This is a genomic window from Caulobacter sp. DWP3-1-3b2 (genome assembly GCF_049896325.1).
Lineage (GTDB): Bacteria > Pseudomonadota > Alphaproteobacteria > Caulobacterales > Caulobacteraceae > Caulobacter.
The window spans coordinates 128,335-150,218 of record NZ_JAFCUB010000004.1; the positions used below are offsets into that span (position 1 = coordinate 128,335).

At 66.3% G+C, this 21,884-nt stretch carries 23 protein-coding genes; 12 read left to right on the forward strand and 11 right to left on the reverse strand.

The window, feature by feature from the left end; all coding sequences use genetic code 11:
• Positions 1 to 8 precede the first annotated feature (8 nt).
• Entirely contained in the window at positions 9 to 338 is a 330-nt protein-coding gene (locus ACP7AG_RS04445; protein WP_426029914.1) for a hypothetical protein, read from the forward strand.
• A gap of 435 nt (positions 339 to 773) precedes the next feature.
• Here ACP7AG_RS04445 and ACP7AG_RS04450 read toward each other — a convergent pair whose 3' ends face one another.
• Positions 774 to 1,208, reverse strand: coding sequence for a hypothetical protein (locus ACP7AG_RS04450; protein ID WP_426029916.1), 435 nt, complete (start codon positions 1,206 to 1,208; stop codon positions 774 to 776).
• A 194-nt stretch (positions 1,209 to 1,402) separates the two neighbouring features.
• Positions 1,403 to 2,032 carry a TetR/AcrR family transcriptional regulator gene (locus tag ACP7AG_RS04455; RefSeq protein WP_426010977.1) on the reverse strand — a complete coding sequence of 210 codons (630 nt, stop codon included), beginning with the start codon at positions 2,030 to 2,032 and terminating at the stop codon, positions 1,403 to 1,405.
• A gap of 282 nt (positions 2,033 to 2,314) precedes the next feature.
• On the opposite strand from ACP7AG_RS04455, the gene ACP7AG_RS04460 reads away from it, so the two are divergent.
• Together ACP7AG_RS04460 and ACP7AG_RS04465 are read left to right on the forward strand one after the other, a co-directional pair.
• The gene (locus tag ACP7AG_RS04460; protein WP_426010975.1) at positions 2,315 to 3,145 is read left to right on the forward strand and encodes a UDP-2,3-diacylglucosamine diphosphatase; all 831 of its coding nucleotides are present in this window, start codon (positions 2,315 to 2,317) and stop codon (positions 3,143 to 3,145) included.
• Positions 3,145 to 4,236, forward strand: a complete 1,092-nt coding sequence (locus ACP7AG_RS04465) for a glycosyltransferase family 4 protein (RefSeq protein WP_426010974.1) — start codon at positions 3,145 to 3,147, stop codon at positions 4,234 to 4,236. The genes ACP7AG_RS04460 and ACP7AG_RS04465 overlap by 1 nt, the downstream gene beginning before the upstream one ends.
• Before the next feature lie 114 nt (positions 4,237 to 4,350).
• Here the strand turns inward: ACP7AG_RS04465 and ACP7AG_RS04470 are convergent, their stop codons facing one another.
• The 8 genes from ACP7AG_RS04470 to phnC all read right to left on the reverse strand — a co-directional run bounded on the left by ACP7AG_RS04470 (position 4,351) and on the right by phnC (position 12,751).
• Complete coding sequence (locus ACP7AG_RS04470) at positions 4,351 to 5,145, reverse strand: retropepsin-like aspartic protease family protein (RefSeq protein WP_426029917.1); 795 nt, start codon at positions 5,143 to 5,145, stop codon at positions 4,351 to 4,353.
• 433 nt (positions 5,146 to 5,578) lie between these two features.
• The gene (locus ACP7AG_RS04475; RefSeq protein WP_426029918.1) at positions 5,579 to 5,866 is read right to left on the reverse strand and encodes a hypothetical protein; all 288 of its coding nucleotides are present in this window, start codon (positions 5,864 to 5,866) and stop codon (positions 5,579 to 5,581) included.
• A gap of 5 nt (positions 5,867 to 5,871) precedes the next feature.
• Positions 5,872 to 7,167: a hemolysin family protein gene (locus ACP7AG_RS04480; RefSeq protein ID WP_426029920.1), complete on the reverse strand. Its 1,296-nt coding sequence runs from the start codon at positions 7,165 to 7,167 to the stop codon at positions 5,872 to 5,874.
• 166 nt (positions 7,168 to 7,333) lie between these two features.
• Positions 7,334 to 8,377, reverse strand: a complete 1,044-nt coding sequence (locus ACP7AG_RS04485; protein WP_426010968.1) for a substrate-binding domain-containing protein — start codon at positions 8,375 to 8,377, stop codon at positions 7,334 to 7,336.
• Positions 8,378 to 8,445: 68 nt separating this feature from the next.
• Positions 8,446 to 9,732: an OprO/OprP family phosphate-selective porin gene (locus ACP7AG_RS04490; RefSeq protein WP_426010966.1), complete on the reverse strand. Its 1,287-nt coding sequence runs from the start codon at positions 9,730 to 9,732 to the stop codon at positions 8,446 to 8,448.
• Positions 9,733 to 10,082: 350 nt separating this feature from the next.
• Positions 10,083 to 10,910, reverse strand: a complete 828-nt coding sequence (gene phnE / locus ACP7AG_RS04495) for a phosphonate ABC transporter, permease protein PhnE (RefSeq protein ID WP_426029921.1) — start codon at positions 10,908 to 10,910, stop codon at positions 10,083 to 10,085.
• Between the two features lie 6 nt (positions 10,911 to 10,916).
• Positions 10,917 to 11,921, reverse strand: coding sequence for a phosphate/phosphite/phosphonate ABC transporter substrate-binding protein (gene phnD, locus ACP7AG_RS04500; protein WP_426029987.1), 1,005 nt, complete (start codon positions 11,919 to 11,921; stop codon positions 10,917 to 10,919).
• 17 nt (positions 11,922 to 11,938) lie between these two features.
• Complete coding sequence (phnC, locus tag ACP7AG_RS04505; protein ID WP_426029922.1) at positions 11,939 to 12,751, reverse strand: phosphonate ABC transporter ATP-binding protein; 813 nt, start codon at positions 12,749 to 12,751, stop codon at positions 11,939 to 11,941.
• 247 nt (positions 12,752 to 12,998) lie between these two features.
• Between phnC and ACP7AG_RS04510 the strand changes: the two genes are divergently transcribed.
• From ACP7AG_RS04510 to ACP7AG_RS04525, 4 genes are all read left to right on the forward strand, one after another.
• Positions 12,999 to 14,261: a type III PLP-dependent enzyme gene (locus ACP7AG_RS04510; protein WP_426010961.1), complete on the forward strand. Its 1,263-nt coding sequence runs from the start codon at positions 12,999 to 13,001 to the stop codon at positions 14,259 to 14,261.
• 326 nt (positions 14,262 to 14,587) lie between these two features.
• Positions 14,588 to 15,640 carry a 1,9-bis(guanidino)-5-aza-nonane synthase gene (locus tag ACP7AG_RS04515; RefSeq protein ID WP_426029923.1) on the forward strand — a complete coding sequence of 351 codons (1,053 nt, stop codon included), beginning with the start codon at positions 14,588 to 14,590 and terminating at the stop codon, positions 15,638 to 15,640.
• Between the two features lie 196 nt (positions 15,641 to 15,836).
• Positions 15,837 to 16,319 carry a transcriptional repressor gene (locus ACP7AG_RS04520; protein WP_426029924.1) on the forward strand — a complete coding sequence of 161 codons (483 nt, stop codon included), beginning with the start codon at positions 15,837 to 15,839 and terminating at the stop codon, positions 16,317 to 16,319.
• Between the two features lie 184 nt (positions 16,320 to 16,503).
• Positions 16,504 to 17,454: a thioesterase family protein gene (locus ACP7AG_RS04525; RefSeq protein WP_426029925.1), complete on the forward strand. Its 951-nt coding sequence runs from the start codon at positions 16,504 to 16,506 to the stop codon at positions 17,452 to 17,454.
• 34 nt (positions 17,455 to 17,488) lie between these two features.
• Here ACP7AG_RS04525 and ACP7AG_RS04530 read toward each other — a convergent pair whose 3' ends face one another.
• Positions 17,489 to 18,394: an alpha/beta fold hydrolase gene (locus ACP7AG_RS04530; protein WP_426010954.1), complete on the reverse strand. Its 906-nt coding sequence runs from the start codon at positions 18,392 to 18,394 to the stop codon at positions 17,489 to 17,491.
• Positions 18,395 to 18,467: 73 nt separating this feature from the next.
• On the opposite strand from ACP7AG_RS04530, the gene ACP7AG_RS04535 reads away from it, so the two are divergent.
• The 5 genes from ACP7AG_RS04535 (at position 18,468) to ACP7AG_RS04555 (ending at position 21,880) form a co-directional block, all read left to right on the forward strand.
• Positions 18,468 to 18,905 carry a DUF488 family protein gene (locus ACP7AG_RS04535; RefSeq protein ID WP_426010953.1) on the forward strand — a complete coding sequence of 146 codons (438 nt, stop codon included), beginning with the start codon at positions 18,468 to 18,470 and terminating at the stop codon, positions 18,903 to 18,905.
• A gap of 74 nt (positions 18,906 to 18,979) precedes the next feature.
• On the forward strand, positions 18,980 to 19,399 hold the full coding sequence (locus tag ACP7AG_RS04540; RefSeq protein WP_426010951.1) for a hypothetical protein: 420 nt from the start codon (positions 18,980 to 18,982) through the stop codon (positions 19,397 to 19,399).
• A gap of 137 nt (positions 19,400 to 19,536) precedes the next feature.
• Complete coding sequence (gene lpdA / locus ACP7AG_RS04545; protein WP_426029926.1) at positions 19,537 to 20,952, forward strand: dihydrolipoyl dehydrogenase; 1,416 nt, start codon at positions 19,537 to 19,539, stop codon at positions 20,950 to 20,952.
• 245 nt (positions 20,953 to 21,197) lie between these two features.
• Positions 21,198 to 21,452 (forward strand): type II toxin-antitoxin system Phd/YefM family antitoxin, encoded by a 255-nt coding sequence (locus ACP7AG_RS04550; protein ID WP_426029927.1) that lies wholly within the window; start codon positions 21,198 to 21,200, stop codon positions 21,450 to 21,452.
• On the forward strand, positions 21,452 to 21,880 hold the full coding sequence (locus tag ACP7AG_RS04555; protein ID WP_426029928.1) for a type II toxin-antitoxin system VapC family toxin: 429 nt from the start codon (positions 21,452 to 21,454) through the stop codon (positions 21,878 to 21,880). Before ACP7AG_RS04550 ends, ACP7AG_RS04555 begins: the two co-directional genes overlap by 1 nt.
• The last annotated feature ends 4 nt before the right edge of the window (positions 21,881 to 21,884 follow it).

Here is a 21,884-nt window from a genome sequence, read left to right on the forward strand (position 1 = left end):
CTAGGGTCATGACCCAAACCGACATCCCCGCCTGGCGCCAGGCCCTGCAACTCAAGCTCATGGCCGCCCTCGACGCCGCCTGGGCGATCCTCGACTCCAGCGACGACCCGGCGGAAATCCGCCGGGTCCGCGAACGGGCCAAGGCCCTGGGCGACCTGGCCACCCTGGCCCGCAAGGTGGCGCTGATCGTGCCGACGCCCCGCGCCAAGCCGGCGGCGGCCGGCCTGGAATCCGTCTGGGAGGAGGCGCAAACCGTCCTCGCCCCGGTCGCGGCCCAGGCCGAGATCGCCCGGCGGGCGCTGGACAAGCTCAAGGGCGGGCGCCGCGGGCGGATTTAGGCGCGGCGGCTCACGCCCTTGCCCCCTACGGATCGCTCCGCGATCGTCTTCCCCCATGGGGGGAAGAGCTCAGCCACCAGCGCTGGCGCGAGGCTCCGCCCCCAATGGGGGCGGACAGACCGCGAAGCGGTCAGGTGGGGGCAAGTGGGTGTGATCCCACGCTAAACTTCGCACCCCTCCGCCTCCGCCCGCGTCGGCGAGGCCGAGCCTTAAAACCTTTATGGCGAGCTTGCTCTGGCGTCTGGCCGAGTCAAGGACGGCCCGAAGGCCCGCCGCGTGCGGCGACGCGAGAGCGTCGTCCTTGACTCGGCCAGACGCCAGAGCTCCGATCCACCAAGGGTTTAAGTCGCAGCCACATCCGGGGCGGATGGTGGGCTTGCGCCAGGAAGCGGGCGTTCCGAAGGGCTGAGAAGGGTGGGAAGCGGACATCAGCCCTCAAGCGAAGGCCAGTGGCCACGCTTCTGGGTCGTTTTGAGCACAGCTCTGACGCTTACGCTTCGGCCGATGCTGGCGAGTGCGCGAAGAGGGTCGGAACAGCCCGCTTGCGAGCTTTCTCGGCTGGCTCAATACAAATCGGCGCGCAACACCTGTCCAACTGCTGGCGCGGGCCACAAACACAAGGGCCGCAAGTTCAACAGCAAGCGCGAAATCGACTGCCGCCGCCAACGGAATGAGTTCGGGCGCCACGACCGCGAAACCAGCAAGCATCAATGCCGCGGCCACATACGCAGCCACGGCAATCGGACCCCGATTTAGGCTTTCCGCAGGCCTCTCCACCAAGGCCTTGTAAAGCGCATCGCCAAGCCACGTGCCCCTGCCGGACAGCACAAGGCCGAATGTCATCGCGAAAAGTAGGGTCAGGATGATCATGGTCGAGCTCCCTAAGCAGCAGGTGGTGATGAAGCTTTGCGTTGCAAGGGAGGCGTATTCCATTCCTAGCATTGACCATTGACGCCCGTCGCCGTGCCTTCAACCGGTTGAAGCGCGAAATGGCGACCTGTTTGGCGGCAGCCAAAGCGGCCTCATTCTCAGGTCCGCAAAGGGTCGAAAGCGGGAATTGGCTCCTAATCCGGCCACAGATCCTGCACATCCCCCTTGCGGTTCAGCATGTGCGTCGCCCGCTTGATCAGCATCAGCAGCCGCTCGCGCCGTCCGTCGCCGTCATAGGTCAGGGTGCTGCGCGCCAGTCCCTCCAGCATGAACCGCGCCAGATCCCGGCTGGCCTGGAAGCGCGGCCCCGCCCCGGCGTGGAGGATCTTCAGGAAGTGGTCCCCCGCCTGGGCGCGGTCGAACTCGGCCTGGGCCGGGGCCAGCAAGGCCTGGACGGCGGGGTCGGTGCGGCCGGCCAGTTCGAGCTCTGCGAAGGCCATGAACGGGATGCTGTGCAGCAGGTCCCAATAGGAGTCGATCGCGTGCTCGGTGACGTCGGCGCCGGACGGCAGGGTGTCGGCGGCGGCGCGGAACAGGGTCGAGCGCTCGGCCTGGACATGGGCGACGGCGGCCTCGACCAGGGCCTCGCGGGTGGGGAAGTGGTAGAGCATCGCCCCGCGCGTCAAGCCGGCCGCCTCGGCGATCACGGGATTGCTGGCCGCGTGGTAGCCCAGCTCAGCGATCAGCCGCATGGCGCAGTCGAGAATCCGCGCCCGGGTCTTCAACGACTTGGGCGTATCCTTGGCGAGGCGGGCGGCGTCCATGGCCATTGATCTAGTCAAACGGATGTTGCACCGCAACAGCCCATCGCCCCTAGGCTGGGCCTTGTCGCGGAAGATTTATCCGATGGTGAAATTCCAGGCGTTGCTGCGACGCGGCGTTACGCGGGCCCATGCATTCGGGTGGTTTCATCAAAGCGACATGCAATCAGCTTAATCGCCGCAGGTGCTCGCCTTGGTCGCGATCGGTCCGGGGGCGGACCGTTCGGTGAAGGCCATGGGCGCCGCTTGGGACCCCGCTTGGGGCAACCGCTTGAGGGGCAAGCCATGGTCACCGACACCGACATCGAAATTCGACGTTACCGCTCGATCTTCATCAGCGACGTGCACTTGGGCACCCGCGGCTGCCAGGCCGAGCTGTTGCTCGACTTCATCCGCCACGTGGAATGCGACCGGCTCTATCTGGTCGGCGACATCATCGACGGCTGGAAGCTGCGCAGCGGCTGGTACTGGCCGCAGAGCCACAATGACGTGGTCCAGAAGATCCTGCGCCTGGCCCGCAAGGGCGTCGAGGTGATCTACATCCCCGGCAACCACGACGACCGCATCCGCGACTTCTGCGGCACCCACTTCGGCGGGGTGGTGGTGGCCCGCGACGTGATCCACGAGGCCGCCGACGGCAAGCGCTATTTGGTGGTGCATGGCGACGAGTTCGACGGGGTGGTGCAGCACGCCAAGTGGCTCGCCTTCCTCGGGGATTGGTCCTATAGAACCGTCCTGATGCTGAACACCTTGCTGAACCGCGCGCGTCGCAGGATGGGTTTCGGCTATTGGAGCCTCTCGGCCTATCTGAAGGTTAAGGTAAAGAACGCCCTGCAATTCATCGAGAATTTCGAGGCCGCGGTCGCCGACGAGGCCCGCCGGCGCGGCGTCGACGGCGTCATCTGCGGACATATCCACAAGGCGGAGATGCGCGAGATCGACGGTGTGCTCTATGTCAATGACGGCGACTGGGTGGAAAGCTGCACCGCGCTCGTGGAACATATGGACGGACGGCTCGAAATATTGGAATGGTCCAAGCTTAGGTCCTGGTCGGTGATCGATCGGGCGCGGGCGCTCTCCTTCGAGCCCCCTCTTGCGGAGCCTGCCGCCGCCTGATGCGGATACTACTTGCCACCGATGCTTGGGAACCGCAGGTCAATGGCGTGGTTCGCACACTCACCAAGGTGATGGGCGAGCTGAAAGCCATGGGCCATGAGGTCGATGTCGTCAGTCCCGACCAGTTCCCCACCTTCCCGCTGCCGACCTATCCGGAGATCAAGCTGGCCATCGGCGCCTATGAGCCGGTGATGGAGCGCTTCAAGTCGTTCGAGCCCGAGGCGATCCACATCGCCACCGAGGGTCCAATCGGCCTGGCCGCCCGCCGCATCTGCCTGGAGTGGAAGCTGCCGTTCACCACCAGCTATCACACAAGATTCCCTGAGTATGTGTCGGCTCGCCTGCCGCTCCCATTGTCGGCCGGCTACACCTACATGCGCTGGTTCCACAAGCCGTCGGGCCGGCTGATGGTGGCCACCCCCACCATGCGCGACGAGCTGATCCGTCACGGCTTTCGCAACATCTCGCCCTGGACGCGCGGCGTCGACACCGAGGTGTTCAAGCCGCGCGAGCCCGGCGAGCCGGACGTGTTCGAAGGGATGCCGCGGCCGATCTTCCTCAATGTGGGCCGCGTGGCCGTCGAGAAGAACATCGAGGCCTTCGCCGGCCTGGATCTGCCCGGCACCACGGTGATCGTCGGCGATGGCCCGCAGCGCGAGGAGTTGGCCGATAAATATCCCGACGTGGTGTTCGCCGGGGCCAAGTTCGGCGAGGAGCTGGCCCGCTATTTCGCCTGCGCCGACGTGTTCTGCTTCCCGTCCCTGACCGACACCTTCGGCCTGGTGATCCTGGAGGCCATGGCCGCCGGCGTGCCGGTCGCGGCCTTCTCGGCCCCGGGGCCCATCGACATCATCCCCGGCTCGGGGGCCGGCATGCTGGCGCCGGGCCAGACCGACGGCCTGCGCGAGGCGTGCCTGGCGTGCCTGGACCTCGACCACGCGGTGGTGCGAAAGTTCGCCGAGGGCTTCTCGTGGCGGGCGTGCGCCGAGGAGTTCTTCAAGAACCTCCAGCCCTATCCGGAGCCGGAAAAGACCCGGTTCTGGCGGCGGCTGCGACGGCTGGCGCGGCTGCGGCGTAGGCCGGCGGCCTAGGCGGCTCACGCCCTTGCCCCCTACGGGTCGCTGCGCGACCGTCTTTCCCCATAGGGGGAAGAGCCTAACGCGCGGGGCTCCGCCCCCTATGGGAGCGGACAGACGGCGAAGCCGTCAGGTGGGGGCAAGTGGGTGTGATCCCGCGCCCTCCCGCCAGCGCAGGATCAGCGTCCGATCCCGCACCTCGAACGACTCCAGCTCGTCCAGGAAACTCATCCCCAGCAGAGAGCCGCCCATCGGGGCCTTGTTGACCACCATCGGGAAGGCGCCGAGTTCAAGGCCTCCCACGGCCAGGCGATCGGCGGTCCAGGCCGCGCCAGAACCCAGGCCATTGGCCGTCTCGGCGGTCTGGTCGTAGTTCAGATGCTCGACATCGATCCCCACCCGCCTGGCGTCGGCCGGGCTGAGCACGGTGTCCGTAGCGCCGGTGTCGACCATGAACAGCACGGGCTGGCCATTGACCTGGCCCACGACCACGAAGGCCCCGCCCTCGGTCTGGGCCACGCGCAGCTCCCGCTCCCCCGTCGCCACCGGCGCCCCGACGTTCAGGGCCATGCGCAGGCGCAGCGGCGCCTCGGCCAGTTCGGCGCGGTAGAGGTAGCCGAAGGCCAGCAGGCCAACGACCGCCACCCAAATCGCCGCATGGCGGACGCCCTTGAGGATGTCGCCGCGACGGGCGGTCATCAGACCCAGCGACATCAGCAGCAGGAAACCGCCCCACACCACCACGAAGGTCCAGTCGTATCCGGTGCGCAGCGCCCAGGGCGCGACGTGCAGCAGGATCGCCGCCAGCGCGCCGCCGCCGATCACGAAGACCAGCCACAGCAGCCGGCGGCGCCAGGAGGCGGGCGGCGCGTGCGCGGGCTTGGCCGGAGGCGGCGGGGCGCCCCAGGGGCCAGGATCGGTCATCGGGTTTTCCGTGGTGGATTTGCGGCGAAGCTAGGGGCGCGGCGGCGAGGGCGCAACTTGGGATCTTTGGTCAGCGGCTCACGCCCTTGCCCCCTACGGATCGCTTCGCGATCGTCTTCCCCCATAGGGGGAAGAGCTCCAGGTGCGCGAGGCTCCGTCCCCTCGCCGCTGACAGACGGCGAAGCCGTCAGGTGGGGGCAAGTGGATGTGATCCCACATCCGAAGCCGCGCCTTTTCACGAACTGCTCGCCTCGGCAAGGCCCCGCCCGGAAACCTTGATGGCGAGCATGCTCTGGCGTCTGGCCGCGTCAAGGACCGCCTCCGGCGTCCGCGTCGCGGCGACGCTTCGCGTCGTCCCTGACCCGGCCAGACGCCAGAGCTCCGATCCACCAAGGGTTTAAGGCGTGGCCCGTCCGGGGCGGATGCCAATCTATCAAGGACGTTCTAACTCGCTCAGTACGTCTTGCAAAAACCGGGTCGCATCCTTGGTGGAAAAGCGGCGATCGCCGGTTGTGCGCCTGAGCAATCCCTTTATTTCGGCGCCATCTAGGGTGGTCAGAATCGTGCGCAGAAACGGCGCGAGTTCCGCCCGATCCTGGGCTGCCAGGAAGCCGAGGCAGTACGCGGCAAGGCCCCGGCCGGCCCCCAGAACGATATCAACGTCCTGGTGCATTCCTCCTGCAAGCCTGTGGAAACTCTGAGGGGTATCCTGGAGAGCCACGCCCCCTACTCCTCTCTCGGCACGCACCGCAGGATCACCTTGTCGATCCGTGAGCCGTCCATATCCACCACCTCGGCGTCGAAGCCGCCCAGCTCGACGATCTCGCCCTCGCGGGGGATCCGTCCCAGCCGGTCGAGCAGCAGGCCCGCCACCGTGTGATAGCCGCCCTCGGCCTCGAAGTTCTCGCCCAGGGCGTCGTTGAGCTCGAGAATGTCGACGCGGGCGTCGACCAGCCAAGTGCCATCCTCGCGGCGCAGGATGCGGGTCTCGGTCTCGTCGTGGTCCTCGGGGAAGTCGCCGGCGATCATTTCCAGCAGATCCAAAGGCGTGATCACCCCCTGGATCGAGCCGAACTCGTCGACCACCAAGGCCATGTGCAGCGGCGTCTGCTTAAACACCGCCATCGCCCGGAGCAGCGACATGGTCTCGGGAATGGCGATGGGCTGCTGGATGTGGCCGCGGATGTCGATCTCGGCGCCGCCCAGGCAGGCGTCCAGCAGGTCCTTCTTGAGGATCACGCCGATCTCGCCGTCCAGATCGTCCTCGCTGGCCACCACAATGCGCGAATAGGGGCAGGCGCGGATTTCGGCCAGGATCTCTTCCTGGGTGTCGGACAGCGAGATCCAGAACAGGTCGCGGCGCGGGGTCATGGCCACGCGGACCGGGCGGTCGCCCAGTCGCATGACCTCATTGATCATCGCCCGCTCCTCGGGCTCGATCAAGCCGGCGTCGGCGCCCTCGGCCAGCACGGTCTCGACCTCTTCGGCGGTCATGTCATTGGTCCGCTCGTCGCGCACGCCCATCAGCTTGAGGATGGCGGCGGTCGAGACGGTGAGCACGGTGACGAATGGGCGCAGCACCGTGGCCATCAAGGCCAGGAACGGCGACATGCGGCGGGCGATGACGTCGGGAAACAGCAGGGCCAGGCGCTTGGGCACCAGCTCGCCGAGGATCACCGAGACGTAGGTCAGGCCGATGACGACGAGGGTGGTGGCGATAGCCTCGGAATGGGGGCCGACGACGGGCTTGTCGTGTAGCCAGACGTCAAGCGCTCCGGCGATGGTGGCCTGGCCATAGGCGCCGGCCAGGATGCCGATCAAGGTGATGCCGACCTGCACGGCCGACAGGAACCGCGTGGGGTGCTCGGCCATGGCCAGGGCGAGCCTGGCGCCCTTGTCGCCCCTGTCGGCGAAGGTCTGGAGCCGTGCGCGGCGGGCCGACACCACCGCAAGTTCGGACATGGACAGAACCCCGTTCAACAGAACGAGGAAGAAGACGACGACGAGCGCGAGGAGGATCATGGTCCCTGGGCGGGTGAAGCGGCCGGGCAGGCCGCGATCCCCCCACTATACAAAAGAAAACGCCGCGGCCCACTGGGGACCGCGGCGCTGTCTTGTTTAAGCTCGGAGCGCCTGGTGACAGGCGCCTCGAAGCCCCGCTCATACAGAGCCGGCTTACAGAGCCGGCTTACAGAGCCGGACGCGGCATCGTCGTCTTGTTGTTGCCGACGGCCTTCTGGGCTTCGTGCTGGCCGGGGGGCAGCGGGATCAGGCCGCGGCCTTGCAGATAGCCGCCACGACCGGTGGCCGCATCCGAGGTGAACTCGGTCACGAACTCGGCCAGGCCCGGCGTCACGCCGATATTGGCCTTCTTGACGTAGATGTAGAGGCTACGCGACAGCGGGTAGGAGCCGTCGGCGATGGTCTGGGGCGAGGGACGCACGCCGTTGACCGAGGAGCCCTTGATCTTGTCCATGTTCTCTTCGAGATAGGACCAGCCGAAGACGCCCAGCGAGCCGGGGGTCTTGGTCAGGGTGCCGACGATGGCGTTGTCGTTCTCGCCAGCGTCGATCCAGCCGTCGTTCCGCAGCGGATCGACCAGCGACTTGAACTTCTTTTCGTTGTCCGAGCGCAGGGCGTCGGCGGTCGGGAACTTGCGGGCGCCGGCTTCGATGGCCAGTTCCACGAAGGCGTCGCGGGTGCCCGAGGTGGGCGGCGGGCCATAGACCTGGATACGGTTGCCGGGCAGGCCGGCCCCGACGTCATCCCAGTTGTGATAAGGGTTGGCGACGAACTGGCCACCCTTCAGCACGGTCTTGGCCAAGCCCATATACAGGTGCTCGGTCTTGAAATTGTAGTCGGCGCCGTCCTTGTCGGTGGCGATGACGATGCCGTCGAAGCCGACCTTGATGGCGACGATGTCCTTGACGCCCTTGGCGGCGCAGGCGTCGAATTCCGACTTCTTCATCGGACGCGACGCGTTGGCGATGTCGGGGAAGCCTTCGCCCGTGCCCGAGCAGAACAGCTTGATGCCGCCGCCGGTGCCCAGGCTTTCGACCTTCGGAGCCTTCTTGCCGGACTTCTTGGCGAAGTTTTCGGCGGTGCGGGTGGCGAACGGGAACACGGTCGACGAACCGGCGGCCCAGACATAGTCACGGGCGGCGAAGGCGGGGGCGGCGGCGAAGCCCGAGAGGGCGACGGCGGCGGCCGCGCAGGAAAGCAGCTTTTTCATGGAGGACTCCTGGAAGTCTCGAGTGCTGAAAAGGAAGACGGGCCGGCCTGGCGGCCGGCCCGTCGGTCTTAGAAGTCCAGCTGGGCGCGGAACTGCAGTTGCTTGATGTCCGAGCCGCGGCCGACGACGACGGGGTCAACCGAGCCGTCGGTGTAGTTGGCCATGAAGCGCACATAGGCGGTCGGGTAGTAGTTCACGCCCAGGGTCCAGGCGGTGTACTTGCCGGCGTCTTGCGACAGGGTCCGACCGGCGGCGGTCGAAGCGGTGTCGTAAGCGTCGTTCAGGTCGGCATAGTCGTAGCGCAGGCCCAGTTCCACGCCGCCGAAGCCGCCAGCGGTGATCGGGTTGAGGATCTTCGGACGCTTCATTTCGCCAGCGGCCGGATCGTAGTTGCGGGTCTCGCCCGTCGGCCAGAAGCTGACGAAGGCGTAGCCGACCTTGATGTCCGCGTTCGAACCCGGAGCCACCGTGGCCAGGCGCTTGACCTTGATGTCCGAGAATTCGCTCTGGATCGACAGGTTGTTATGGATCCAGGCGCCTTCGGCGGCGAAGGTCTGGTCGGAGTCGCCGATCGCGCCCGTGCTGTAGTAACGGCCCGAGTTGCCGTAGTTGGTGTCGGTGCGGCCTTGATAGGCGAAGGCGGCTTCGTTGCCGTGGTTGCGGCTGCGGGCCGACAGGGCCAGGTGGACCTTGTCGGTGTCGGTCAGGATCGGGGCGTAATGGCCGCGAAGGGTGAAGCCCAGACGCTCGTTGGAGTTCTGGTTGGTGGTCAGGCTGGCGGCGGTGTTATTGATGTCAGCGTTGTTGATGCTGTCGCCCTGGACGGCGCCGGTGACGCTCCAGTTGGGACCATTGACCTTGCCGACGACGCTGAGCAGGTAGCTGTCGACGCCGAAGTCACCATAGGGACCGCGGTCCATGAAGGTGGTGAAACGGGTGGAGGTCAGGTTTTCGAGGCCGGCGGCCTTGATGTTACCAAACAGGATCGAGCTGAACTCGGTCGGCTTGAGCTCGATGACCACGTCGTCCCAGGACCAGCCGCCGCCGTTCACCGCGCCGCCTTCGGCCTTGTAGGCGATGGCGTTGTTCAGCTTGCCTTCGACGCCGAGGAACACCTGGCGACCGCGAATGTTGCTGGTCTTGTAGTCGGTGGCCGCGCCGTTGCGATTGACGTCCTGGAACACGCCGTCGAGCAGGATCCGACCGCGGACCTTGAAATAGACGTCGTCATTGGTCCATTGCGGCGCGCCCTTCCAGGCGACCGTGGTGTCTTGCGCGTGAGCCGCGACGCCGAGGCCGCAGGCGAGCATGGCGCCCAGCGCCGCGCCACTGACCAGCGAGGTCTTGATCCGCATGTGAGAAATCCCCTTAGGCTTTGCCCCCTGTCCGTTGGTCCGGATCAGGTAGGAGCGCTTTACGGGGGACCCGTGACGGTTCCGCCACCCTTTGATGACAGCTGCGTGACACGGCTTTTCAAGGTGTTAACTGTTGCCAGAGGGCCACAGGATCGGACGCGGCATCGTCCGTTCACGGGCGGGTTTTCTGGTCGCCCCGCCCTCCAAATTCCGCTCATCCCGGCGAATGCCGGGACCCAGATCCCATAGCGGTGTGGATGATTGGAAGGACTCAGAGCGCCTGGCGTAAGCTCCAAAGCCATTCCAGCTGGGTCCCGACTTTTGTCGGGATGAAAGGATATAGAGGAAGCCTACAGCAGCCGTGTGCGGATGATCTGCGACAGCAGGTCGATCAAGGATACGGCCACCACGATGACCAGGACGATGCAGCCGGTCTGGTCGTACTGGAAGCCGTTGATCGAATCCAGCAGCACCTGGCCGACACCCCCGGCGCCGATCAGCCCCAGGACCGTCGCCGAACGGCTGGAGGACTCGAAGCGGTAGAGCGCATAGCTGGTCCACAGCGGCGCGACCTGCGGGATCACCCCCCAGACCACTTCCTGCAGCTTGCCCGCTCCGGTGGCGCGCACGCCCTCGACCGGGCCCTTGTCGATCGACTCGACCGCCTCGGCGAACAGCTTGGCCAGCACGCCGCCGGTATTGAACATCAGGGCCATGACGCCCGCGAAGGGACCAAGGCCCACGGCGGTGATGAAGATCAGCGCCACCACCAGGTCGGGCAACGAGCGGATGATGTCGAGCAGGCGGCGGACAGGCTGCTGGATCCACCATGGGCTGATGTTGCGCGCGCCCAGCAAACCGAGCGGGATGGCGACGATGATCGCCAGGGCCGTGCCCCACAGCGCCATCTGGATGGTCTGCCACATCTTGCCGATATAGAGGGGCCAGTCGGCGGCCAGAAACGCCTGGCGATCAACGAACGGCGAGAAGAAGCCACGCCCGAACTCCTGCATCTTGCCGGCTTCGATGAAGAGTTGCGGGAACTTGTCGATTTCGGCCGGCTTGAAACTGATCACCAGCAAGGCGATGACGCCGCCCCACAGCAGGACGTCGAAGGCCCGCGCCGAGATCGGCTTGCTCGGCGGCGGGGGAACGGCGCTCATCGCGGTGCTCGACATTGGCGATCAGTTGGCCGGGGCGGAGACGCCGGCCTTGCCGTCGGCGATCACGCGCTCGGCCTTGATGCCTGCCAGCGTCTTCTCGGCGGCCGCCAGCTTGGCGGGATCGCCGGCTTCGCGGGCCAGGCCGACGTTTTCCAGGGCTTCCATTTCGCGCACCACAAGCAAGTGGCTGTCATCGGCGGCCTTGAAGCCGCCCATGCTAAGGCGCTTGAGATTGGCGCGTTGCTGGGCCGCGGCCGGAGTGTCGCCCTGGCCATAGGTCAGGAAAAACTGACGCAGCTTTTCCTTGATCACTGGGTCGAGGTCCTTGCGCCAGACGATGGGGTCTTCCGGCAAGGTGGGTGACTCCCAGATCACCTTGACCTTGTTGGCCTGGGCGCCGCCCTTGGCCAGGCGGTTGAGGCCCAGCGCGGTGGAGTTGTTTGTTGAGGCGTCCAGCTTGTGATTGGCCACCGCGAACAGATTGGCGTCATGGCTGGCGCTGAGCACGGTCTTGAAACAGGTCTCGGGCTTCTTGTTGGCCGGGATGAACAGATAGGTCATCGGGGCCAGGGTGCCCGAGGTCGATTTCTTGTCGCCGATCCCGAAGTTCAGGGTCTTGTCGCATTTAAGCAGCCCCTCGACGGTGAGATTGCTGTCGGCCGGCACGATGATCACCGACTTGTAGCCGTCGACGCCCGACGGGTCGAAGGTGCGGGCGAAGACCTCGCCGTTCGAGCGGCGCACGGCCTCCAGGCCCGACTGGTTGGAGAACCAGCCGACGTCGGTCTGTTTGGCGCCCATGGCGACGATCAGCGACGAATAGTTGGACGAGAAGAACGGCTTCACCTTCATGCCGGTCGACGTCTCCATGTCGGCCAGGATGGGCTTCCAGTAGCCCTCCATGTTCTGGGCCGACTCGGTGGACAGGATCGAGAAGGTGATGGTGTCCTTGACCTTGGGGACCTCGGATTTCGGCGCGCAGCCGGCCAGGGCCAGGGTGGCGACAGCGGCGGCGAGGCCGGCCATACCAGTGCGGCAGCGGATCATTGCGGAGCTCCTTCCCAGAATACGTCCTCGAATTCCGGGCCGTAAATGTCGATGAGTTTGGCGCGGTCAAGACCGTCGGTCGGGCCGTCATAGACCTTTTGGCCGGCCTTCAGCGCCACCACGCGGTCGCAATAGCGCAGGGCGTAATCGACCTGGTGCAGGGTGACCACGACGGTCAGGCCATCGGACTTGTTCAGATCACGGAGGATCTCCATGACCTTACGGGCCGAGACGGGATCGAGCGAGGCGACCGGCTCGTCGGCGAGGATGATCTTGGCCTTCTGGACCAGGGCCCGGGCGATGGCGCCGCGCTGCTGCTGGCCGCCCGACAGGGTGTTGGCGCGCTGGGCGGCATAGTCGGCGACGCCGACCCGGTGCAGGGCCGCCATGGCCGCCAGCCGCGTCTCGGCCGGCCAGGCGCCGAAGAAACCGCGCACCGGACCAATCCGCCCCAGCGAGCCCAGGGCGACATTGGTAAATAACGAGAGGCGTCCGACCAGATTGAACTGCTGGGCGATGAAGCCGATGCGAACCCGGGCCTTGCGGACCTGGTCGCTGACCCGTCCCTTGGCCTGCACCGGGCCGCCGAACGCGGTGATCACGCCCTCGCCCTCCTTGCCGTCCAGAGGGGCATCCACCGTCTGCAACCCGTCGATCGAGCGCAAAAGCGTCGATTTGCCCGAACCCGACGGACCGATGAGCGCGATCATCTCGCCGCGACTCACGTCGAGCGAAACGGCGTCCAGCGCCCTGCGCGACCCGAAGGTCTTGGAGGCGGCGCGGATCGAGAGAACGGGTTCCGACATCATGGTCGGGGCGAATCCTTAACGGGGTTTCTGGCGCAGGGAAGTGCGTTCGTCGGTTTGGGGCACGGACGCAATGGATTTGTGACGGCCCGTGGAACAATTCACCTGCCAACGGCCGGAACCCCCGCCTCCGAAACACTCTTTACATCAAGGAGCGATGACCCTATTTCGCTCCCTCCGGCGGACCCGAAGTCCTCATAAGCGCTGCTAACGCCGGCCTGGGTTTAACTTTTGCAGGGGTCTACGTGAATTGCACACGTACCATAACCCCCTGGACCTGGTCCGTGAGCGGTCACCGGAACGTCCCGTCGCACTCGTGCGACCCGACGCGGTGTCCGTAGCGGCGCGCTGGTTCCAGGCTGAATTCAAGGGCGACGTCTTTTACGCGGTGAAGGCCAATCCTTCGCCGTGGGTTCTCCGCGAGCTCGTGGAGGCCGGCGTCCGCTCGTTCGACGTGGCCTCGCTCAACGAGATCGAGCTGGTGGGCGAACACGCCCCAGGCTCGCGCATGGCCTTCATGCACCCGGTGAAAAGCCGCGTGGCGATCTCGGCCGCCTATTTCGATCACGGCGTGCGAACCTTCTCGTTCGACACCCATGAAGAGCTGGCCAAGATCCAGGACGCGACGGGCAACGCCAAGGACCTCAACCTGATCGTCCGCATGGGCGTGCAGGCCGAGGGTGCGGCCTATAGCCTGTCGGGCAAGTTCGGCGTCGAGCCGCACAATGCCCCCGAACTGCTGCTTGCCGCCCGCCGCGCGACCCAGGACCTGATGGGCGTTTCCTTCCATGTCGGCAGCCAGTGCATGCGTCCCACCGCCTACCAGGCGGCGATGGCCCAGGCCTCGCGGGCTTTGGTTCGCGCCGGCGTGCTGGCCGATGTCGTCGACGTGGGCGGCGGTTTTCCCTCGATCTACCCGGGCATGGTGCCGCCCGACATGTCGGAATATCTGGCCGCCATCGACCGCGGCTTCAACGACATGATGGTCCACGAGACCACGAAGCTGTGGTGCGAACCCGGTCGGGCCCTGGTGGCCGAGGCCTCGTCCCTGCTGGTCAAGGTCGAGCTGAAGAAGGGCGACGCGCTCTATCTGAACGACGGCTCCTACGGCTCGCTGTTCGACGCGGCGCACATGAAGTGGCCCTTTCCGGTCAAGCCCTACCGCAGGGACGGCGCCGAGGCGGCGGAGGAGGCCTTGCGCCCCTTCCGCTTCTACGGCCCCACCTGCGACAGCGTCGACCACATGCCGGGCCCCTTCTACCTGCCCGACAGCATCGACGAGGGCGACTATATCGAGATCGGCATGCTGGGCGCTTACGGCGTGGCGATGTCGACCCGCTTCAACGGCTTTGGCGAGATCGACACCGTCGAGGTGCAGGACGCGCCGATGGCCTCGATGTACGGCCTGGCCAAGCGCTCGATCCCCACGCCCCGGCCCGAGGCCGAGGAACGCAAGATCGTCCGCTTCTCGCGGCCCAAGGGCGCGGCGGGCAAGAAGCGCCGTCGTCGCTGATCCGTCGCGGTTTTGTCCTAAACCCGCCCTGAGCTTTGTTGCTCGAGCTCTAACGCCGTCTCCCCGGCCCTCAGGTCGCGCGTAGCGCGCGCCTCAGGGCAAACTCCGGCCGGGCCCAGGTGAAGCCCAGAGCCTCTCTGGATGAATCTGGGTCGCGGCCTTCGCAGGGAAAACGGGGTTGGGTGTCTGGCGATAACAGATTAGAACCCCACCCGCTCGCCGGACGTTTGTCCGTCCGCGCCAATGCTATCGCCCCCACCGGTCGCTCCGTCCCGGTGGATGGCCACTTCTAACGACGGGCGTCCAAAGTCAGGGAAACCGAAGCGATGAACGCTCCCGTTCCGAACAACACCAAGGCCGAGCTACTCCAGAACGTCGTCGAGCACATCGACATCGCCAGCTTCGACGCGCGCCCGATCATCGACGCCATGCGCAAGATGAGCTTCTCCAGCCGCGACACCGCCCGCGCCGCCGACATCTTCAACATGGCCCTGGCCGACCGCGACTGCTCGCCATGGCTGATCCTGGCCGGTTCCACCTCGGCCGGCGGCTGCATGCACGTCTATCGCGACATGGTGAAGAACGGCATGATTGACGCCGTGGTCGCCACCGGCGCCTCGATCGTCGACATGGATTTCTTCGAGGCCCTGGGCTTCAAGCACTACCAGGCCGCCGGCCCGGTCGACGACAACGTGCTGCGCGACAACTATATCGACCGCATCTACGACACCTATATCGACGAGGAAGAGCTCCAGAACTGCGACCACACGATCCTGGAGATCTGCAATCGCCTTGAGCCGCGCGCCTATTCCTCGCGGGAATTCATCTGGGAAATGGGCAAGTGGCTCAGTGAGGGCAACGCCAAGAAGCCCGGCTCGCTGATCCAGACCGCCTATGAGGAAGGCGTGCCGATCTTCTGCCCGGCCTTCGTCGACAGCTCGGCCGGGTTTGGCCTGGTCAAGCACCAGAAGGAACGCATCGCGGCCAAGCAGCCCTATCTGATGATCGACGCGGTGGCGGACTTCCGCGAACTGACGGATATCAAGATCGCGGCTGGCACCACCGGCCTGTTCATGGTCGGCGGCGGCGTGCCCAAGAATTTCGCCCAGGACACCGTGGTCTGCGCCGAGATCCTCGGCGTCGAGGCCGAGATGCACAAGTACGCCATCCAGATCACCGTGGCCGACGTGCGCGACGGCGCCTGCTCGTCCTCGACGCTGAAGGAGGCCGCCTCCTGGGGCAAGGTCAACACCACCTATGAGCAGATGGTGTTCGCCGAAGCCACCACCGTGGTGCCGCTGATCGCCTCGGACGCCTATCACCGCGAGGCCTGGAAGGGCCGCGAAAAGCCCCGGTGGCAGAAGCTGTTCGCGAAATAGTTTTGGTTTCAGCTCTGGGTGACACCCCAACATCCGTCTTCCCGACCAAGGCCGGGGAGGCGGAAATGGGTTGAGTATTCAGGCTGGAAATTCGCTCGACTCCTCCAAGGTCCCGGCCCCGGCGGAAAAGGTTCTTCCCCTGTGGGATCGGTGGGGGGAGTTGCGTCCAACGTCCCAGACCTCTACCTCTCGCCCCATGGCCCACGCCGCTTGCGACCACGATCATCATAACCACGGCGTCGCCGGCGACGGCCTGGCGGCGGAACTCGCCGCCGCCGAGGCGCGCTGCGCGACGGCCGACCAGCGACTGACCGCGCCGCGCCGCCGGGTGCTGGAACTTCTGCTCCAGGCCGGTCAGCCGGTGAAGGCCTATGACCTGATCGCCAGCTACGCCATTGATGGTCCACCTGCGAAGCCGCCGACCGTCTATCGGGCCCTGGACTTCCTTGAGAAACAGGGTTTCGCCCACCGCATCGAGAGCCTCAACGCCTATGTCGCCTGCCGCAAGGAGGCTGACGGCCACGCCGCCGCGTTCCTGATCTGCGACTGTTGCGGCGCCACCCGAGAGATCGAGCCCAGGGCTAGCGCCGAGATCATCGCCGCCGGGGCGAGCGCGGGCTACGCCCTGACGGCGGTGACGATCGAAGCGCACGGGCTATGCGGGGATTGTCGGGGTTAGACTTTCAGCCTCGGCGGATGGGTTTGGGGACACACACTCATTCCGCCGCCCGCGCCAGGTTGGCCAAGGCCGTGGGATGAGTTTGTGTCCCCGTCCAATCCACGGCGCCGTCCGTCCTGATTGCGAATAGGCCGCGAACCCCGCTAGGGTCCAGCCAACCGTTCCATCGCCGAGACTCCCCACCATGACGACCCAAGAGGCCGCCTACCCCGGCGTCGAGATCTGGCGCGGCGGGGTCAATACCTGGGACTGCGACGAGATGGGGCACATGAACGTGCGCTTCTACGTCGCGCGGGCCATGGAGGGCCTGGCGGGACTCGCGGCCGAGCTAGCCCTGCCCCACGCCTTTTCGCCCTATGCCAACGCCACGATCTTGGTTCGCGAGCAGCACATCCGCTTCCTGCGCGAGGCCCATGCCGGCGCGACCCTGCATATGCTGGGCGGGGTGATCGAGATCACCGACACCGAGGCTCGGCTGTTGCAACTGTTGATCCACACCGCCACAGGCCAGCTCGCCGCCACGTTCCAGACCACGGTCGCCCATGTCACACCGCGCGAGGGCGAGGCCTTCCCGTGGCCGTCGGTGACCCGGGAACGCGCGCGGGTCCTGAAGGTCGAGGTTCCGGAGATGGCCCGGGCCCGCAGCCTGGAGCTGGGGCCGATCGAGACCACCGCCAGCCTGGCGCGCGCAGACGCCCTGGGCCTGCAACGCATCAGCCTGGGCGCCCTGGCCGCCACCGATTGCGACGTGTTCGGACGCATGCGCGCCGAGCAATTCATCGGCCGCGTGTCGGACGGCATCGGCAGCTTCATCGGCCCTTTCCGCGACACGGTGGTCGAACACGCCGAATCTCCACCCGCCCAGGTCGGCGGGGCCGTGCTGGAATACCGCATCGCCCAGCTGGCCTGGCCCCGGGCGGGCGACCGGGTAGAGATCCGTTCGGGCCTGGTCGGCACGACGGGCGCCGCCATGCGGGTGGTCCACTGGATGCTCGACCCGACGACGGGCCGCCCCTGGGGGACCTCCGAGGCGGTGGCGATCGCCTTCGACCTCGACGCGCGCAAGGTGGTGGCGATTTCGGACGCGGCGCGCGCGGCGCTGGGTGAGAAGTCTGTCGAGGGGCTGGCGCTGTGATTTCTGAGACCCTCTTCCAGAGGGGTTTTAAAAACTAGGTCGCCATCTCGAAGATCGCTTCCCGCACCAGGTCGGGCCGTTCCATCGGCAGGAAGTGGCTCGCGCCTTCCACGGTCTCGACCGACACCTTCGGATAGCGCCGCGCCAGCCGTTCGGGGTCGCCGACCCGGCAGGTCGAGCCCCGCTCAGCCCGCAGGATCCGCGCTTGGCAGCGCAGCCGCGCCATTGCTCGCCAGGGATCGTGCGCCTGGGCGCTGTAGTTGGAGGCCTCCCAGGCCGGGGCGCAGGCCAGTTCGACCGCGCCGTCGTCGCGATCCTTGAAGCCGCCGCCGACATAGTCGGTCAGCATGGCCTCGGGCCAGGTCTTGAAGGCGCCGCGGCCGCGATAGGCGCTGAACGCGGTCTCGCGATTGTCGAACACTGCCCGCCGGCGCAGGGCGCCTTGGACCATCGGCATGCGCTTCCACAGCGCGCCCGAGGTCCACGGCAGGTGGGCGTAGAGCGCCAGGAGCCGCGGCATGATCACGGGGTCGAGCAGCACCAGACCGCTGACCGCCTTGGGCGCCTCGGCGGCCGTCAGCAGGCTGACGGTGCCGCCCATCGAATGGCCGGCCAGCACCACCGGCGCCTGGTCGAGCACCACCAGCAGGGCCAGCAGGTCGTCGCGCAGGTCCAGCCAGTTTCGACGACGAGCGGGATCGGCGGCCAGCCGGCTGGAGCCGTGTCCGCGCTGGTCGACCGCCATCACCCGCAGGCCCGCCGACAGCGGCGCCAGCAGGGCGCGGTAGGTCTGGGCGTTGAAGCCGTTGGCGTGGACGAAGACCACGTCGACCGGGCGATCGGCCGGACCGAACTCCAGCACCGCCATCTCGCCAGCCCCGGCCCGGCTGTCGATCGGGATGAAACGTCGTCGGGGATCCCGAAACACGGCCGCGTCCATGGCGAAAAGCTCCCGTTGCGGCCACTGGAGCCTAAACTAGGCTCGCCGCGTTGCCTCGTCCATGGAGCCCGCCATGAAAAATCGCCTCGCGACCATCGGCTACCAGACTGACACCCAGGCCGGGATGATCGCCCGGCTCAAGGCGGCCGGGGTCGAGACGGTCGTCGACGTGCGGGCCGTGGCCTCGTCGCGCAAGGCGGGGTTCTCCAAGACCCTGCTGGGTAACAGCCTCAAGGCCGAGGGCATCGACTACGTGCACCTGCGCCCGCTGGGCACGCCCAAGGCCGGACGCGACGCGGCGCGGGCGGGGCGGACCGACGAGATGCGCGAGATCTTCCACGCCCATCTGGCCGAGCCGTCGGCCCAGGTCGCCCTGGGCGAGGCGATCGACCTGGCGGGACGCAAACGCATCGCCCTGCTCTGTTACGAGGACGACGCCCGCTGCTGTCACCGCGCCATCGTGGCCGACGAGATCCGCCAGCGGTTGAAGTGCGAGGTGGTGGACCTCTAGGTCATCACGCCACGTGGTGACTTTCACAGACCCGCTCATGGGTCTAGCCTCCCCGAAAGCCTGGGGAGGTCGCGATGAAATATCTACGCTGGCTATTGGCCGCAGCCGTGGCGTTGTACGCCCTCATGGTCGCCGTGCCGGCCACCTTCACCCTACTCTACAAACTTCGCCTGCTGGTCCTGACCGACATCGTCAAGTCGCACGAAGCCCTGATGGACACCCTGTCCTGGCCGCGCGTGATCCTGCTGTGCGCGGTGGTCATCCTCTACTTCGTCGCCGCCTGGCGGCTGGCCCTGGCCAAGGGGCGGGCCTGGCTGGTGTTCGCCATCGCCTATGTCGGCGACGCCCTGGGCTGGCTGTGGATGCAGGGACCGGTCTATGACGCCACCTTCCCGCCCGGCCAGCGCCAGTCGAACCTGACGATCATCGCCGTGATGGCGGTCGTCGGCCTGCTGATCGCCTGGGTGGACTTGAGCAAGACACGAGCAAACTGAGCCTTTAGCGCTCTGTGGGTTGATCCTTGGGACGAAGGCGCTAGGAAGTACGCGCGCCCGCCGCCCCTTGGGAAACCGGGGGGCAGGCCCCATTTCTTGTCCGGCGCCATTCGCGGCGCGTCTCAAGGCGAAGATCCATGGCTCAGTACGACGTCGTCATCATCGGGGGCGGCCCCGGCGGCTACAACGGCGCGATCCGCGCCGGGCAACTGGGTCTGAAGACCGCCATCGTCGAAGGTCGCGGCAAGCTGGGCGGCACCTGCCTGAACGTCGGCTGCATGCCGTCCAAGGCGCTGCTGCACGCTTCGGAAATGTTCGACGCCGCGACCAATGGCGAGTTCGCCAAGCTGGGGATCGAGGTGAAGCCCAAGCTGAACCTGCAGCAGATGATGGCCCAGAAGGCCGAGAGCGTCGAAGCCCTGACCAAGGGCGTCGAGTTCCTGATGAAGAAGAACAAGGTCGACTATATCAAGGGCTGGGGCCGCATCGACGGACACACTCCTGAAGGTTTGGGCAAGGTGGTCGTCAAGGCCGAGGACGGCAGCGAGACCGTGCTCGAGGCCAAGAACATCGTCATCGCCACGGGCTCGGAGCCCACCCCGCTGCCGGGCGTGACCATCGACAACAAACGGATCGTCGACTCGACCGGCGCGCTCAGCCTCCCGGAAGTGCCCAAGAGCCTGATCGTCGTGGGCGCCGGCGTCATCGGGCTGGAGCTGGGCTCGGTGTGGAAGCGCCTGGGCGCCGAGGTCACCGTGGTCGAATATCTGGACCGCATCATTCCGGGCACCGACACCGAAGTGGCCACCGCCTTCCAGAAGATCCTCACCAAGCAGGGTTTCAAGTTCAAGCTGGGCTCGAAGATCACCGGCGCGACCTCGACCGACAAGCAGGTGCAGGTCACCGTCGAGCCCGCCGCCGGCGGCCTGGCCGAGACCCTGCAGGCCGACTATGTGCTGGTGGCCATTGGCCGCCGTCCGTTTACCCAAGGCCTGGGCCTGGAGACGGTGGGCATTACGCCCGACAAGCGCGGCGTGATCGCCAACGACCATTTCAAGACCTCGGCGCCGGGCGTCTGGGTGGTCGGTGACGTCACCAGCGGCCCGATGCTGGCTCACAAGGCCGAGGACGAGGCCATCGCCTGCATGGAGCTGATCGCCGGCAAGGCGGGTCACGTGAACTACGGCATCATCCCGGGCGTCATCTACACCAAGCCTGAGGTCGCCACCGTGGGTCAGACCGAGGACGAACTGAAGGCCGCGGGCGTCGCCTACAAGGTCGGCAAGTTTCCGTTCCTGGCCAACAGCCGGGCCAAGATCAACCACGAGACCGAGGGCTTCGTGAAGGTGCTGGCTGACGCCAAGACCGACCGCATCCTCGGCGCCCACATGGTGGGTCCGAGCGTCGGCGACATGATCGCCGAATATTGCCTGGCCATGGAGTTTGGTGGGTCGTCGGAAGACGTGGCCCGCACCTGCCACCCCCACCCCACCCGCTCCGAAGCCCTGCGCCAGGCGGCCATGGGCGTCGAGGGCTGGGTGACGCAGGCTTAGGCGAGCGCCGTCGGTCGCCGAACGAGCGAGGCTCCGGTACGGCGTCCCGCCTTATATTCGTCTAGCCTAGAGCATCGCGGAAAAGTGGCCACCGGTTTTCCGCAAAAGCGATGCGAAAACAAGAGTCTAGAGCAAGCCGTGCGATTCCTATATCGCGCGGCTTGCTCTAGGGGCGGTGCGGGAGAGCCCGTCGTCCCGAGGGTCAAATTGTAGTAACGTCACTACAACGACCCTCGGGCGAGCCAATGCCGATCACTACCTTATCGAGCCGTGAGTTCAACCAAGACGCCAGCGGCGCCAAAAAGGCCGCTACGAACGGCCCGGTGTTCATCACTGATCGGGGGCAGCCGCGTCATGTTCTGCTCAGCATCGAAGACTATCGGCGGCTAGCCGGCGCCCCGCGTAGCATTGCCGACGCCCTCGCGATGGCCGATGAAGCGCAGACGGAGCTCGAGCCCCCTCGCGTGATGATTGGCGTTGGGCCCGCCGATCTCGACTGATGTTCATCCTCGACACCAACGTCGTCTCCGAGTTGCGCAAGGCCCGGCATGGCAGGGCAAATGAGGAGGTTGTCGCATGGGCCGATCAGGCGGACGCCGCGACGCTCTACATCTCGGCGCTCACGATCTTGGAGCTTGAGACCGGCGTCCTGCAAATCGAACGCCGGGACTCCAGGCAGGGCGCGGCGCTTCGGGCTTGGCTCAATGACCAGGTTCTGGTGGAGTTCAAGGACCGCGTCCTGGCGATCGACACGGCCGTGGCGAGGCGCTGCGCGAGCCCGCATGTGCCCGATCCCAGGGCCGAACGGAATGCGCTGATCGCGGCGACGGCCCTTGTCCACGGCATGGTCGTGGTCACTCGGAATACAGCGGATTTCGTCGCCACGGGTGTTGCCCTGCTCAACCCCTGGCACCTCGGCGCGACCTAACGAG

What these genes read in the sequence shown, in the direction of transcription:
- ACP7AG_RS04450 (WP_426029916.1), bottom strand. Translation starts at nt 1,208, where the DNA reads ATGATCATCCTGACCCTACTTTTCGCGATGACATTCGGCCTTGTGCTG.
- ACP7AG_RS04530 (WP_426010954.1), bottom strand. Translation starts at nt 18,394, where the DNA reads ATGGACGCGGCCGTGTTTCGGGATCCCCGACGACGTTTCATCCCGATC.
- ACP7AG_RS04520 (WP_426029924.1), top strand. Translation starts at nt 15,837, where the DNA reads ATGGCCCACGCCGCTTGCGACCACGATCATCATAACCACGGCGTCGCC.
- ACP7AG_RS04515 (WP_426029923.1), top strand. Translation starts at nt 14,588, where the DNA reads ATGAACGCTCCCGTTCCGAACAACACCAAGGCCGAGCTACTCCAGAAC.
- ACP7AG_RS04455 (WP_426010977.1), bottom strand. Translation starts at nt 2,032, where the DNA reads ATGGACGCCGCCCGCCTCGCCAAGGATACGCCCAAGTCGTTGAAGACC.
- ACP7AG_RS04525 (WP_426029925.1), top strand. Translation starts at nt 16,504, where the DNA reads ATGACGACCCAAGAGGCCGCCTACCCCGGCGTCGAGATCTGGCGCGGC.
- ACP7AG_RS04490 (WP_426010966.1), bottom strand. Translation starts at nt 9,732, where the DNA reads ATGCGGATCAAGACCTCGCTGGTCAGTGGCGCGGCGCTGGGCGCCATG.
- phnC (WP_426029922.1), bottom strand. Translation starts at nt 12,751, where the DNA reads ATGATGTCGGAACCCGTTCTCTCGATCCGCGCCGCCTCCAAGACCTTC.
- ACP7AG_RS04535 (WP_426010953.1), top strand. Translation starts at nt 18,468, where the DNA reads ATGAAAAATCGCCTCGCGACCATCGGCTACCAGACTGACACCCAGGCC.
- lpdA (WP_426029926.1), top strand. Translation starts at nt 19,537, where the DNA reads ATGGCTCAGTACGACGTCGTCATCATCGGGGGCGGCCCCGGCGGCTAC.
- ACP7AG_RS04470 (WP_426029917.1), bottom strand. Translation starts at nt 5,145, where the DNA reads ATGACCGATCCTGGCCCCTGGGGCGCCCCGCCGCCTCCGGCCAAGCCC.
- phnE (WP_426029921.1), bottom strand. Translation starts at nt 10,910, where the DNA reads ATGTCGAGCACCGCGATGAGCGCCGTTCCCCCGCCGCCGAGCAAGCCG.
- ACP7AG_RS04445 (WP_426029914.1), top strand. Translation starts at nt 9, where the DNA reads ATGACCCAAACCGACATCCCCGCCTGGCGCCAGGCCCTGCAACTCAAG.
- ACP7AG_RS04485 (WP_426010968.1), bottom strand. Translation starts at nt 8,377, where the DNA reads ATGAAAAAGCTGCTTTCCTGCGCGGCCGCCGCCGTCGCCCTCTCGGGC.
- ACP7AG_RS04480 (WP_426029920.1), bottom strand. Translation starts at nt 7,167, where the DNA reads ATGATCCTCCTCGCGCTCGTCGTCGTCTTCTTCCTCGTTCTGTTGAAC.
- ACP7AG_RS04460 (WP_426010975.1), top strand. Translation starts at nt 2,315, where the DNA reads ATGGTCACCGACACCGACATCGAAATTCGACGTTACCGCTCGATCTTC.
- ACP7AG_RS04550 (WP_426029927.1), top strand. Translation starts at nt 21,198, where the DNA reads ATGCCGATCACTACCTTATCGAGCCGTGAGTTCAACCAAGACGCCAGC.
- ACP7AG_RS04540 (WP_426010951.1), top strand. Translation starts at nt 18,980, where the DNA reads ATGAAATATCTACGCTGGCTATTGGCCGCAGCCGTGGCGTTGTACGCC.
- phnD (WP_426029987.1), bottom strand. Translation starts at nt 11,921, where the DNA reads ATGGCCGGCCTCGCCGCCGCTGTCGCCACCCTGGCCCTGGCCGGCTGC.
- ACP7AG_RS04465 (WP_426010974.1), top strand. Translation starts at nt 3,145, where the DNA reads ATGCGGATACTACTTGCCACCGATGCTTGGGAACCGCAGGTCAATGGC.
- ACP7AG_RS04555 (WP_426029928.1), top strand. Translation starts at nt 21,452, where the DNA reads ATGTTCATCCTCGACACCAACGTCGTCTCCGAGTTGCGCAAGGCCCGG.